At 37.9% G+C, this 14,213-nt stretch carries 13 protein-coding genes; 9 read left to right on the forward strand and 4 right to left on the reverse strand.

Annotation, left to right across the window (positions count from 1 at the left end; translation table 11 throughout):
* The first annotated feature begins 7 nt into the window (after window positions 1-7).
* Both MED134_RS03280 and uvrB read left to right on the forward strand, forming a co-directional pair.
* Window positions 8-1,207, forward strand: coding sequence for an aspartate aminotransferase family protein (locus tag MED134_RS03280; RefSeq protein ID WP_021778791.1), 1,200 nt, complete (start codon window positions 8-10; stop codon window positions 1,205-1,207).
* 84 nt (window positions 1,208-1,291) lie between these two features.
* Entirely contained in the window at window positions 1,292-3,292 is a 2,001-nt protein-coding gene (gene uvrB / locus MED134_RS03285; RefSeq protein ID WP_021778790.1) for an excinuclease ABC subunit UvrB, read from the forward strand.
* A 55-nt stretch (window positions 3,293-3,347) separates the two neighbouring features.
* On the opposite strand, the gene MED134_RS03290 is transcribed toward uvrB, so the two are convergent.
* Together MED134_RS03290 and MED134_RS03295 are read right to left on the reverse strand one after the other, a co-directional pair.
* On the reverse strand, window positions 3,348-3,782 hold the full coding sequence (locus MED134_RS03290; protein ID WP_021778789.1) for an Hsp20/alpha crystallin family protein: 435 nt from the start codon (window positions 3,780-3,782) through the stop codon (window positions 3,348-3,350).
* Window positions 3,783-3,903: 121 nt separating this feature from the next.
* A complete protein-coding gene (locus tag MED134_RS03295) occupies window positions 3,904-4,299 on the reverse strand; it encodes a TerB family tellurite resistance protein (protein ID WP_021778788.1) in 396 nt (131 codons plus the stop codon).
* Between the two features lie 137 nt (window positions 4,300-4,436).
* On the opposite strand from MED134_RS03295, the gene MED134_RS03300 reads away from it, so the two are divergent.
* The 4 genes from MED134_RS03300 to MED134_RS03315 all read left to right on the forward strand — a co-directional run bounded on the left by MED134_RS03300 (window position 4,437) and on the right by MED134_RS03315 (window position 8,921).
* Complete coding sequence (locus MED134_RS03300; RefSeq protein WP_021778787.1) at window positions 4,437-5,828, forward strand: amidohydrolase family protein; 1,392 nt, start codon at window positions 4,437-4,439, stop codon at window positions 5,826-5,828.
* 102 nt (window positions 5,829-5,930) lie between these two features.
* Complete coding sequence (locus tag MED134_RS03305; RefSeq protein ID WP_021778786.1) at window positions 5,931-6,623, forward strand: hypothetical protein; 693 nt, start codon at window positions 5,931-5,933, stop codon at window positions 6,621-6,623.
* Window positions 6,623-7,351 carry a DUF3307 domain-containing protein gene (locus MED134_RS03310; RefSeq protein WP_021778785.1) on the forward strand — a complete coding sequence of 243 codons (729 nt, stop codon included), beginning with the start codon at window positions 6,623-6,625 and terminating at the stop codon, window positions 7,349-7,351. The genes MED134_RS03305 and MED134_RS03310 overlap by 1 nt, the downstream gene beginning before the upstream one ends.
* Window positions 7,352-7,421: 70 nt before the next feature.
* Complete coding sequence (locus MED134_RS03315; RefSeq protein ID WP_021778784.1) at window positions 7,422-8,921, forward strand: S10 family peptidase; 1,500 nt, start codon at window positions 7,422-7,424, stop codon at window positions 8,919-8,921.
* Between the two features lie 126 nt (window positions 8,922-9,047).
* On the opposite strand, the gene MED134_RS03320 is transcribed toward MED134_RS03315, so the two are convergent.
* Window positions 9,048-9,920 (reverse strand): M57 family metalloprotease, encoded by an 873-nt coding sequence (locus tag MED134_RS03320; protein WP_035324577.1) that lies wholly within the window; start codon window positions 9,918-9,920, stop codon window positions 9,048-9,050.
* 374 nt (window positions 9,921-10,294) lie between these two features.
* Window positions 10,295-10,945: an LON peptidase substrate-binding domain-containing protein gene (locus MED134_RS03325; protein ID WP_021778782.1), complete on the reverse strand. Its 651-nt coding sequence runs from the start codon at window positions 10,943-10,945 to the stop codon at window positions 10,295-10,297.
* A 139-nt stretch (window positions 10,946-11,084) separates the two neighbouring features.
* On the opposite strand from MED134_RS03325, the gene lysA reads away from it, so the two are divergent.
* The 3 genes from lysA to MED134_RS03340 all read left to right on the forward strand — a co-directional run bounded on the left by lysA (window position 11,085) and on the right by MED134_RS03340 (window position 14,114).
* On the forward strand, window positions 11,085-12,290 hold the full coding sequence (gene lysA / locus MED134_RS03330; protein WP_021778781.1) for a diaminopimelate decarboxylase: 1,206 nt from the start codon (window positions 11,085-11,087) through the stop codon (window positions 12,288-12,290).
* A 46-nt stretch (window positions 12,291-12,336) separates the two neighbouring features.
* Window positions 12,337-13,476 carry a serine hydrolase gene (locus MED134_RS03335; protein WP_021778780.1) on the forward strand — a complete coding sequence of 380 codons (1,140 nt, stop codon included), beginning with the start codon at window positions 12,337-12,339 and terminating at the stop codon, window positions 13,474-13,476.
* 74 nt (window positions 13,477-13,550) lie between these two features.
* Complete coding sequence (locus tag MED134_RS03340) at window positions 13,551-14,114, forward strand: PhnA domain-containing protein (RefSeq protein ID WP_021778779.1); 564 nt, start codon at window positions 13,551-13,553, stop codon at window positions 14,112-14,114.
* The last annotated feature ends 99 nt before the right edge of the window (window positions 14,115-14,213 follow it).

Below are 14,213 nucleotides of genomic sequence, written 5' to 3' on the forward strand. Positions count from 1 at the left end.
CTACACAATGAAAGCTGACTTTCTAACATACCAAGCACAAACCACCCCTCACCCACTAGCGATGGAGGTAGCAAAGGCAGAAGGCAGTTACATATATAATACAGAGGGCAAGAAGTTTTTAGATTTTATAGCAGGCGTCTCTGCCTGTAGCTTAGGACATCAACATCCTAGAGTGAAAGCTGCAATTATCAATCAGCTAGATAAGTATGCTCACGTGATGGTGTATGGAGAATATGCACAGTCTCCAGCCGTACAGCTCACAAAGCTCCTTGCAGCGCACTTACCTCCATCTTTACAGAGTACATACCTTGTAAACAGTGGTACAGAAGCTATAGATGGTGCTATAAAACTCGCTCGTAGAGCGACGGGTCGCACAGAGATAATCGCAGCCGTAGATGCCTATCACGGTAATAGCTATGGAGCACTAAGCCTTATGAGTAATGAGGAGCGCACCGCGCCCTTTAAACCTATGATAGGTGATGTCTCTTTTATAAAATTTAATTGTGACCGCTATCTTGAACGCATCACAGAACATACAGCCGGAGTTGTATTAGAAACCATACAAGGCGGTGCAGGTTTTATAGAGCCTACTAATGACTTTCTATCTAAGGTAAAACAACGATGTAAAAACGTAGGCGCTCTTCTCATACTTGATGAGATACAACCAGGTATGGGACGCACAGGTAAACTTTTTGGTTTTGAGCACTACGATGTAGTTCCAGATATTCTTGTGACAGGTAAAGGACTAGGCGGCGGTATGCCTATAGGTGCATTTACTGCATCTCGCGACACAATGGCGTTACTATCAGATAATCCTAAGCTGGGACATATTACCACCTTTGGCGGGCATCCAGTGATTGCGGCGGCAGCGCTAGCCACACTACAAGAAATCACAGAGACCACTCTTATAGCAGACACCTTAATAAAAGAACAACTCATACGCGAGCAACTCGTACATCCATATATTACAGAAATAAGAGGGTGCGGCCTTATGCTTGCGGCACTTACCCCTTCAGCAGCGATTACTTCAGAGGTGATACTTGCTTGTCAAGATGCGGGTCTTATTTTGTTTTGGCTACTTTTTGAAGATCGCGCCATACGCATCACTCCGCCACTTACGATCACAACAGAAGAAATCATAGAAGGATGCGCTATTCTGCTAGCAGCCTTAGACCAAGCACTAAAGAAGCACGGTAGCTTAACATAATTAAAATACTTTATAACAATTCATTGGGATAGTTACGCTTTCGCGAAAGCGTAAAAACTCGTAATTTTATAAAAAAAGCTGCTCTTGAAATTTAAACTACAATCTGACTTTAAACCTACTGGTGATCAACCCTCTGCAATCAAACAACTAGTAGACGGTATCAATAAAAATGAAACCTACCAGACACTACTAGGTGTTACCGGAAGTGGTAAAACATTTACGGTCGCAAATGTGATACAAGAGACAGAAAAACCCACACTCATACTCGCTCATAATAAAACACTCGCAGCGCAATTATACAGCGAGTTTAAAGCATTTTTTCCAGATAATGCGGTAGAGTATTTTGTATCGTATTATGACTATTACCAGCCAGAAGCCTTTATTCCTTCTTCTGGAGTGTATATAGAGAAAGATCTTTCTATCAATGAAGAGATAGAAAAAATGCGACTAAGCACCACCACTTCCCTACTCTCTGGGCGTCGCGATGTTATTGTGGTTGCATCTGTATCGTGCTTATATGGTATAGGTAACCCAGCCGAGTTTGAGAAAAACATAACAGAAATCAAGCAAGACCAAGTTATGGCACGCACGATGTTTCTTAAAAAACTCGTGCAAGGACTCTACTCACGTACAGAGGGAGAGTTTAATCGTGGTAATTTTAGAATAAAGGGAGACACGGTAGAGGTGTTCCCGGGATATGCAGATATGGCTTTTAGAGTTCACTTTTTTGGTGATGAGATAGAAGAAATAGAAGCCTTTGACCCAGCATCTGCAGAGGTGATTGAGAAGTATTCTCGCTTGCGCATCTATCCTGCAAATATGTTTGTAACCTCTCAAGATGTACTACAAGGAGCCATAAATCAAATAGGTGAGGATCTTACTAAACAGGTAAGCTTTTTTGAAGAAGTAGGTAAACACCTAGAAGCAAAAAGACTAGACGAACGCACAAATTTTGACTTAGAAATGATACGAGAGCTAGGCTATTGCTCTGGTATTGAAAATTACTCAAGATATCTAGACGGTCGCGAGCCAGGCACAAGACCTTTCTGTCTACTAGATTTCTTTCCAGATGACTACTTGATGGTAGTAGATGAGAGTCACGTGACGGTCTCGCAAGTAAGTGCGATGTATGGAGGTGATAGAAGTCGTAAGGAAAACCTGGTAGAATACGGTTTTAGACTACCCGCCGCGATGGATAATCGCCCACTTAAATTTGAAGAGTGGGAAATGATGCAAAATCAAGTTATATATGTTTCGGCTACCCCAGCAGACTATGAGTTACAAAAGTCTGAAGGAACTTATGTTGAGCAAATTATACGTCCTACGGGTCTTTTAGACCCTATAGTAGAAGTACGCCCATCTCTCAACCAGATAGATGATCTTATAGAAGAAATAAACAAAGTCACAGAGCGCAATGAGCGCGTGCTTGTCACCACGCTTACTAAGCGTATGGCAGAAGAGCTTACAAAATACCTCACCCGTATAGACATACGTACCCGCTACATACACTCTGATGTAGATACACTTGAGCGTGTAGAATTAATGCAAGATTTACGTAAAGGCGTTTATGATGTACTTGTGGGTGTTAACCTACTTAGAGAAGGTCTAGATTTACCAGAAGTATCACTGGTAGCTATACTTGATGCAGATAAGGAAGGTTTTTTACGTAGTAACAGGTCACTTACCCAAACTATAGGGCGTGCCGCACGTAACGTAAATGGTAAAGCTATTATGTATGCAGATAAGATTACAAAGTCTATGCAAGAAACCATAGACGATAGTAACTACCGTCGCCAGAAGCAAATAGACTATAATAACAAGAATGGCCTCACTCCTATGGCTATTAAAAAGAGTCTTGACAATGCGCTTACGCGAAAAGAAACTTACAAAATTGAAGCCGAAGAGCTCGTAAATCTCGCTGCCGAAGATGCAGAAGAGTATCTTACTAAGCCACAAATAGAGAAGAAAATACGAAGCACTAGAAAGGCAATGGAAGCTGCTGCCAAAGAGCTAGACTTTATGCAGGCTGCAAAACTTAGAGACCAGATTAAAGTATACCAAGAGCAAATTAAGGAGCTAGCATAAATAAAGAAAGGGCTCCCTTGCGGGAACCCCATCTTAAACTAACCAACCAAATTTATTATTGTATCTCAATTAATCTTGAAGGCTGCACTTGAGCTTCTTCACGCTTAGGTAAAGAAACCGCAAGAACACCATCTGTATAACTTGCTGTAATTTTTGCCGTATCTACAGATTCTGGTAAATTAAAGGAGCGTTTAAAAGAAGCATAGTTAAACTCTCTACGAGTAAACTTTGCTGTCTCTTTTACTTCTTCCTCGTTCTTAATTTCTGAGGAGATTGTAAGTAAGTCATTGTCAAGATTTATATTAAAATCTTCTTTCTTTAAGCCCGGAGCGGCTACGTGAAGCTCAAACGCGTCATCTTTTTCTATAATGTTTACAGAAGGTGTTGCGTTTGTAAATGTGTTTGTTCTTCCTCCTAGCCAGTCTGTGTTAAGTAATTCTTCAAAAACAGATGGTAAGTATGGAGCTGTATTTTTTCTAACTAATGTCATAACTATAATTTTTAAATTGTTTTCAAATTTGTACAGCTATAGACAAATTCAGTTCCAATATTAAAAATATGACGTTATGGCATATTTTAAGATTTAAATAGTGACTTTTTGTCGCTTTTTATTAATTGTAGAATCTTTTAAAGATTTCTACAAGACGTTCTGACGGTATAAGTTTACCATCATAATTACCCATCTCCCCTAGTATTTGTTCTACCGCCTCTGGTCGTATACCTAGTTTGAGGCCATAATTTCTAAGGGCATCAATCTCTATAAAATGTGTTTGCTCATCTACATTCATTACTAGCAATAATCTATGAAACTGTGTGATGCGCTGTAACTCTGTACTAAAAACCATTTCCTGCAGCGGATTTTCAATAAGCTCATCTACCGCTTCCTTAGATATCTCAAGACGCTTTGCAACCTCGAGTATAAAGTGATATTCACGCTCGTGCAAGTGGCTATCTGCTTTTGCCATAGCAATCATATCTGATATAATTTGTAGATTTTCGGTAGTCATTTATAATGGTTTAATGGCGCAATGTAACTTTTATTTTGGAGTCATAAAAATGTTTTGGTTGCTGTATAATTTGTAGATTTAAGGGATTAATTACGCTTTCGCGAAAGCGTAACTCACCTAGTATCTAGACCTATTATATGAATCTATCTGTACGCTTTTACTATTTAATTGCTTTTGTAAGTCTTAGTATTCTAAACGCTTGTCAAGAGCAAACCACTCAAAACACCTATGACCTTGCTATAAAGAACATCACGATTATAAATGAGAAAGGTATAAGCGATGGCGATCTTTACACAGTTTATATTAAAGATGGATTAATAGCCGAGATTGACCCACTGGACACTTCAAAATCCTTATTTGCCACAAAGGAAATAGATGGAAGTGGCAAGTATATTTTACCTGGGTTTTGGGATAATCACACACATTTTAGAGGAGGATCTAAACTGGTTACTCAAAACGAACTTTTTTTAAAGCAGTTTATAAAGTACGGTATCACTACTGTAAGAGATGCAGGTGGTGACCTTACACCACAAGTACAGCAGTGGAACAAAGAGATACAAAATGGCACACGCATAGGTCCTACAATTTATACTTCTGGACCTAAGCTAGATGGAAAAAATGCACGCTGGGCAGGATCTATAGGCGTTTCTAACAGTGATGAGACAAGCAAAGCACTAGACTCATTACAATCTATAAATGTAGATTATGTAAAGCTTTATGATAGTACACTATCTGGAGAGCAGTATCTAGAGATTATAAAACAAGCAGAGTCTCGCGGTATGATAACTTCGGGACATATGCCATTTACCGTCACCCTTGATGAAACTATAGATGCAGGCATAGACAACATTGAGCATCTGTATTACATCTTAAAGGGTTGCTCATCTCAAGAAAAAGAAATCACAGCACAAATAAAAGAAGGTAAACTAGGCTTCTGGAATAGTATGGAGCAACTCATAGCAACCTATGATGAAGATACCGCGCAGCGCACTTTTAAAAAACTCAAAGACAATAATGTATATGTCACTCCTACCCTTTTTATAGGCGACATTCTGAGCTATATGGACGAGGTAGATCACAGTAATGATACATACCTAGCGCTGATAGAAGAAGATTTTATCGCGACCTATAAAGGAAGAATACAAAGTGCACTTAACGCTACTCCAGAAGCAATACAACGCCGAAAAGATTTACAAGTGTTCTTCTTAACGCTAGCCAAAAAACTTAATGACGCTGGAGTCACTCTCCTTGCTGGCTCTGATAGTGGCGCTTACAATTCATATACCTACCCTGGGCCGTCGTTGCACGGAGAGCTTAAAGAACTTACACGAGCAAATATTAAACCTGCAACAGCGCTTACTGCTATGTATGAGGGAGCGCGTTTTTTAAATAAGACGTCATACTCCTTTTCTAAGGGAGGTATTGCAGACTTAGTAGTACTTAATAGCAACCCACTTGAGGATATAAATGCAACAAAAGATATTTGGCTTGTTATTAAAAACGGAGCAGTCGTACGTAACAAAGATTAATCTATAAGCCAAAAAGCTTATAAAATACTTTTATAAGTAAATACACTTATAAATATACATTATAAGTAAATATGCTTATATTTGAATAATTAAACCATCTAAGTGAAAGACAAACAACATATCGTTATCTCTGGAGACTTCATTGCTTACACGAGTTTAAGCACCGAAGAAAAAACAAATCTTGAGCAATCACTTTACAATCTATTTGACCAGCTTCAAGAAAAATTTGACACCTTCTCTAGACTCATAAAGGGTGACTACCTAGAGTGTGTAGTGCCAGATCCTGCAAATGGACTCTCTGTGATGCTTGCTATAAAGACTTTTATTAAGTCTCTAGAAATAGAAGAAAAAGCAGATAATAACAGATCAAAGGTATTCCAGACGTACAGTATACGTCTCGCAATGGGTCTAGGCACTTTAGATCGTTTTGACATTGCAAATAATGTCATAGATGGCGACGCCATCTATAGAAGTGGTCGCGCTATAAGCGACGAGAGTACGCACAACAAGGAGCGTATGGTTATAAAAAACACGCTATTCTTTAGCTCAGATAACGAGGAGCTCACTTTTAATATAGAAACCATACTAGCACTACTAGATCACCTGCTCGCCAGAGCTACAAGTAGACAAAATGAAGTGTTGTTTTTAAAAATTATGGGTAACAGTGAGAAGAACATTGCAAAGCTGTTATCTGTGAGTCAGTCATCTATAAACCAGCACTCAACCGCCTCTGGGTGGAACGGTATGGATAAATCTATTCGTTATTTTTCTCATCTTTTAAGCGCACTTACTTAATGGAAATTATCACGTTAATTACCCTACAGACTATAGCTCACCTACTGGCAGACTATACCTTTCAATCTAAGAAAACAGCAAAATCTAAGGCAAAAAAAGGGTTTAAAAGTAAGTATCTCAAGTGGCACATATTAATCGTTTTTGTGTGTTCTTACCTACTCTCTTTTGATTATAGATTTCTTCCTGTAGCCTTGATTATAGCAGGATTACACTGGGTGATAGACGGTTTTAAACCTCAAATGCTTGCTAGTAAAAGACTATATAAAGGAGCCTTTTTTATAGATCAGTTATTGCACATTCTTATATACGCGCTAGTGAGTACTGCCTTTGTGCAATTGTTACAGTGGCAACCTATACTTATAGATACTCTACACTTAAAATACATAAGCCTAGTAGCCGCATTTCTGTTTTGTACAAAGCCGGCTAATATCCTTATTAAAGAAATTTTCACCCTCTTCTCTGTATCATTTACAGAGAAGTCACAAGACTTACCTAATGCAGGTAGACTCATAGGTATCACAGAGCGCTGGCTCGTGCTTGTACTTATAATTATTGGCCAGTTTAGCGCTGTAGGCTTTTTAATTACCGCAAAATCTATCTTAAGATTTAAAGATGGTGATTACCTTAAAACCGAATACGTACTAATAGGCACAATGCTCAGCTTTGCCATTGCGATTGCTTCTGCACTTATCCCCACGCTGTTTATATTTCCCCTACTACCACGTTAAAAATTTCCCAATTTTGAAATAATAAAAAGTCAGTTGGTATTTTAGAAGTCACAACCAAAATATCCAATATATGTATTTCAAACACCTATTAACGGGGTTGCTTGTTGTTTCCGCTTTCGCGAAAGCGTATTCTCAAAAAATCCCAGTCCCGGTAGACACCACAATTGTCACAAAACACACCACCACCATAAAAGGAAAAACCATTCCTTATACAGCAACTGCAGGGTTTCAACCCGTTTTTGATCAAGAAGGTGCACCCGTGGCCAGTCTACTTTACACCTATTACAAAAGATCTGATATAAAAGATGATCAAGAGAGACCGCTAGTAATCTCTTTTAATGGAGGTCCAGGCTCTGCCTCTGTATGGATGCACATTGCATACACAGGGCCACGCATCTTAAAGATAGATGATGAGGGCTACCCTGTACAACCCTACGGTATAAAAAGCAATCCTAACTCGATACTTGACGTGGCAGACATTGTTTTTGTAAACCCTGTAAATACAGGATACAGTAGAATGTTACCTAATGAAAAAGGAGAAATGCCAGATAAGAAACAGTTTTTTGGCGTTAATGCAGATATTAAATACCTAGCAGACTGGGTAAACACCTTTGTTACAAGAAATAACCGCTGGAGATCACCTAAGTTTCTTATAGGAGAAAGCTACGGTACAACAAGAGTTTCTGGACTTGCCGCCGAGCTTCAAGACAGTAAATGGATGTTTATAAATGGAGTGATACTTGTATCGCCTACAGAAATAGGTTTTGACTTTGACGGTCCTGTAGAAGTAGCAAACAGGCTTCCTTACTTTACTGCGGCTGCTTGGTACCACAATATGTTACCACCAGCATTACAACAAAAAGACCTTACAGAAGCACTAGCCGAAAGTGAAGACTATGCTGTAAATGAGCTCTTGCCACTTATTGTAAAGTCTGGTTACCTAGATGCATCAAAAAAGGAAGCTGCTATCAAAAAGATGGCTTATTATTCTGGCCTTTCTGAAAAAACAATACGTCAAAATAATCTAGAAGTACCCTTTAACTACTTCTGGAAAGATCTCTTAAGAGATCGTGATGGCCTTACTATAGGTAGACTAGACTCTCGCTATAAGGGAATGGATGTAAAAGAATCTGGAGATCGACCAGATTACAATAGCGAGCTCACCTCGTGGTTACACTCATTTACTCCAGCGATAAATTACTACTATAGCCAAGAGCTAGGATTAAAGACAGATCTACCTTATAATATGTTTGGCCCAGTGCGACCTTGGGACAGATCAAACAATAATGCAGGACCAAGTCTGCGCAGAGCGATGGGTGTAAACCCTAACCTTAATGTAATGATACAGAGCGGTTATTATGACGGTGCTACGACTTACTTTAATGCTAAGTATGTGATGTGGCAGCTTAATGCTAGCGGTAAACTAGCAGATAGATTAAGCTTTAAAGGTTATAGATCTGGACATATGATGTACTTACGTAATGAGGACTTAATCAAGGCAAATGATGATATACGTGCATTTATAAAAAAATCATCTATTGGCATTGAAAAAGGTGCGATGCATAAATAAGAGATGACCTATGGATGAGAATTACGCTTTCGCGAAAGCGTAAAAATAACCAATAATAAAAACGCCCTATCTAAAAAAGATAGGGCGTTTTGCTTAGGTACTATTTAAATTTGAAAACCTTAAACCTTAGTACATAGCACGCAAAGCAGTAATATCGTTGCTGCTAAACTCTCCGTCCTCATTATTTGAGAAACAAGCTTGCATTATTGAGTCAAAATCTCTTGTAGGAGTACCTGGTAACTGCACAGCACCTGTAGATCCTGCAGACTCTCCTCCACCGCTACCACAGCTCTGACGATCGTAGTAATCTGAGTGACGGAAACCTATAGAGTGACCTATCTCGTGAGTAATTACGTGCTCATTTACATTTGTACTAGAACCTTCAAGGTTGTAAATCTGTACAAATTTATTAGGACGTCCTTGTGCATCTGGAAAACCTGCTACACCTCCAGAACCAGAGTTATTTGCAGAGTTATCATAAACAACCATATCGCTGTTTGAGAAGTTTGTTCCAAACGTAAGTCTAAAACGTAGTGCAGATCCTGAGATACGGTTAAAGTTATTTACCGCCCACTGTAAAGCTGTTCTACCTTTATTAGTAAGACCAAATTGATCATTACCTGTATAACCTATAATGTCTATTGTTCTGTTTGCTCCAGTTACTAGGTTAAAAGTTCTAAACTGGCGCTGGTCGTTAACCTGCATTTGTTGTAGTTCTTTCTCTGTAGTAACAATGTCATCACCTATGTAGATGCGCTGCTCTACAGTACCATCTGGAAGGTGGAAATCTCCTTTTGTGATAGCAGCTATATCTATAGCCATACCACGCACTTGATCAATAATAGCTTGATCTGTAACCTCAACACGATTGTTTTCGATTACTACTTCTACATTTGCTTGATCGTCTTGAATAGCATCTGCCTCATCTTTTTCACAAGAGGTAAATGATACAGCTACTAGTGCTAGTGCCATCGCACTAAATTTGAATTGATTTTTCATTTTGGGTTGCATATTTTAGGATTAATATATGATCCAAAATTAACTTATTTTAACATTAATAATCACCAATAATCAAGACTACAACGTTTTCGTGATTATTTTTATCATATAATTATGTTATTTATTGCATTATTAACAATTCAATAAAGGAAATCCTTTATTGAATTTTAACAATCTGATTAACAACTACTTCAAGGGTGATGGAGTCGTGATTAATCTAGTAAATTGGTAGAGATTACCCCCGTTAACGCCAATAATTACATTGAGATGAGTGTAAAGTGACTATTAAGAAAGTGCTAAGAAAATATCATTTTTAAGGATTTGATAATTTATCAGACATTTTGTTATAATCCTGTATATTCAATAAGAAAAACCTATTCTAACTTATAATCTTTAAAGTCTAATGGATCAAAATTTTTAAAATGTCCATTTAGTTTAATAAGCTCTTTTGTTCTATTTACAGATTTAAGTGTAGGTATAGCCGCTTTTAAATGTGCTATGAGATAATAAAAACAATCACTTTCTGAAGCAATTTGTAATAATTCATATTGCTGCTGCATATCGAGTCCCATTTTTTGTGCAAACCTAAAAGCACTTATAGTTTGTACAGCAACCTCTGGTGTGTTTACATCAAGTAAGTCATAAAATGTAGTAAGTAGTTCTACAAATTCATTTTTGAGATCTAGAGATGCATTATGCTCAAAAGGTACGTATACCACTTCACCTCCAGCATAGAGCCGCTCACCTAGCGTGCTGTAAAAGTCCACTAGTTTAAACACGCGCAATCCTTTACATATAATATCTGCAGCCCCGGATGGGTATCGCTTTACAACCTGCATTACCTGCATCTCTGTGCCATAAGATAAGGTGTTATTAATATAAGTAGGAATGCCAAAGGTGATATTACTCTCCTCACAGTCCTTAAGTAATTGCTGGTATCGCTCTTCAAAAATATGCAAAGAAAGTAGCTCACCTTGGTAGGCAACCATCTCAAGAGGAAACATAGGTAAAACAGCTGTAGTCATTGTTTTTATTTTGAAATGTACAAAAGCCTGTGCAGGCTGTTATATAATGAACATTTTTTAACCTTATTGTTCAACATTTATAACAAAAGTATTCTCTCTATTTATAGAAGACAGTTAATTTTACTTTAAATATAAAGTGATGACTAATAAAGACCTTTTAAACGTAGTAAAAAGCTACGGAAGCCCTGTGTATGTGTATGATGCAGACACAATTACAGCACAATATAATAGACTTACAAACGCCTTTAAAAGTGTAAAACAGTTACGCCTCAACTATGCAGTAAAAGCGTTAAGTAACTTGTCTATTCTTCAACACTTAAAAGGACTGGGGTCAGGCCTTGACACGGTATCTATACAAGAAGTGCAACTTGGTCTTAAGGCTGGCTTTACACCAGATCGTATCATATTTACTCCTAACGGAGTATCTCTGGGAGAAATAGAAGAAGTTGCAGCAATGGGCGTGCAAATCAATATAGATAACCTTTCTATATTAGAGCAGTTTGGGACAAAGCACCCAGAGACACCTGTATGTATACGTATCAACCCTCACGTGATGGCAGGAGGTAATACAAATATCTCTGTAGGACATATAGATAGTAAATTTGGGATTAGTATCCACCAGCTACCACACGTACTGCGCATAGTAGAAAACACAGGTATGAATATAAACGGTATACATATGCATACCGGTAGTGACATACTAGATATTGATGTCTTTGTGTATGCTACAGAAATCCTTTTTGAGACGGCAAAGCAGTTCAGCGACCTTACGTTTATTGACTTTGGTAGTGGTTTTAAAGTGCCTTATAAAGAAGGAGATATAGAAACCAATATTGAGGAGCTAGGAGAAAAACTAGGGAAACGTTTTAACGCTTTCGCGAAAGCGTATAAAAAACCATTAACCCTCACCTTTGAGCCAGGTAAGTTTCTAGTAAGTGAGTCTGGTAAATTTCTGGTACAGGTAAACGTAGTAAAACAAACTACCTCAACAGTATTTGCACAAGTAGACAGTGGTTTTAACCATCTTATACGACCTATGCTATACGGTAGCCAGCACGAGATAAATAACATAAGCAATCCAAACGGAAGAGAGCGCTTTTATAGCGTAGTAGGCTACATCTGTGAGACAGATACCTTTGCAAATAATAGACGCATCGCCGAAATTTCTGAAGGAGACATTCTCGCTTTTGATAACGCAGGTGCTTACTGCTTTACAATGGCAAGTAATTACAATAGCCGTTACAGACCTGCAGAGGTACTCATAAAAGGCGGTAAAGCTCACCTTATACGCAAGCGAGAGACCTTTGATGATCTTATTGCAAATCAAGTTCTCATAGAAGAATAGTAATGATATATTTTATAAAAAGACCAGCCCTAAGCTGGTCTTTTTTATGAATACTAACTACATTTATAATATGAGATATGTACTTATATTATGTTTATTTATGGCAAGCTGCTCTACACCCATAGAGAAAGCCCTTAACTCATCTAGCCCGCTTATCACAAGGGTTACAGATAGTATAGACAAATACGAAGTCCAGATTCTTTTTACTCAGATTGACTCCACAGATAGTGGTGAAGTGCAGTTTACAGATTACAGTTATGGACTCAATGAACAGAATTACTTTTACCCAGCAAGCACTGTAAAACTTCCAGTTGCCGTACTCGCCGCAGAATATGCAGATGCTAGAGAAGATATAACCCTAGATACACCTTACATCATAGACGGTGATGAGGAGCTGCATAGCATAAGTGATGACCTACGACAGATTTTTGCCGTAAGCGATAATAAAGCTTATAACCGTCTTTATGAATTACTAGGTAGAGATTATATAAACTCCCGCTTACGCGAAAAAGACTACACACAAACTACCATACAACATAGACTAGCTACACCTGAAGCAGCAGTTAATGCTAGAAAAACAATTCAATTTTTCCCAAGCTATACAGCCGAAAGTGTTATTATCACAAATAAAGAAGACAAAGACCTCATTCCTAATAATGTGGGAGGTAATAAAAAAGGACAGGGCTATATTGAAAATGGAAAACTTGTAAATGAGCCTATGGATTTTGGTTTAAAAAATCACTTCCCATTACAAGAGCAACATCATTTTGTAAAAAGTCTGGTATTCCCACACTCTTTTGAAACCTCAAAAAGATTAGAACTATCTGAAACATCTAGACAAAGAGTACTTAAGGCTATGAAAACGCTCCCACGTGATGCAAAGTATAATCAAGAAGAATACTACGACAGCTATGTAAAATTCTTTATGTATGGAGATGTAACAACACCCATCCCAGATAATATACATATCTATAACAAAGTAGGGTTTGCATACGGCACGCTTACAGAAACAGCTTATATTGAGGATACTCAAAATGATATACGCTTTATACTCTCTGCCACCATACTTGTTAATGAAAATCAAATTTTTAATGACGACACTTATGAGTATGAGCAAATAGGTATTCCCTTTCTCGCTCAATTAGGACGTGAATTTTACGAGCAAGAAAAAGAGCGAAAGGAATAACTAGCTTACGGCTAAATTTTGTTTCTTCGCGCTATTACCCTACATATTCTTTTTATCAATAAAAACTAATTGCCGTGAGCTTAAGAGAACTTAATAAACGTACCATCATTTGTGAACTTTGTAGTAATGAGTATGACCTCTCCCCTTTTATAGTAGTTCCTAAAGAAGAAGATATACTCGCTTGCAAGACTTGTATTACTCAGATAGAAAATCCTGAGGAGGTAGATGTAAATCACTGGCGCTGTCTTAATGATAGTATGTGGAGTACTGTACCAGCAGTACAGGTCGTGGCGTGGCGTATGCTTACTAGACTTCGTAAAGAAGGCTGGCCACAAGATCTTCTTGATATGATGTATTTAGAAGAAGAAACCTTAGAGTGGGCAAAAGCCACAGGTGAGCATATAGAAGAAGATGAGAATACAGTAATACACAAAGACGCAAATGGTACACGCCTAGCAAATGGTGATAGTGTCGTGCTCATAAAGGATCTTGATGTAAAAGGAGCAAACTTTACAGCAAAGCGTGGAGAATTTATGAGAAACATAAGTCTAGTACACGATAATGCAGAGCATATAGAAGGTAGAATACAAGGGCAACAAGTTGTTATTGTAACAAAATATGTAAAGAAGAGCAACTAGTAACTAACGAGATTCATACATCTCAAAAGTGTATAAAACCAATAAAAAAAGACCAACTATCACATTAGATAGTTGGTCTTTTTTTAATCTATAATGGTA

This window comes from Dokdonia sp. MED134 (genome assembly GCF_000152925.2).
Taxonomy (GTDB): domain Bacteria; phylum Bacteroidota; class Bacteroidia; order Flavobacteriales; family Flavobacteriaceae; genus Dokdonia.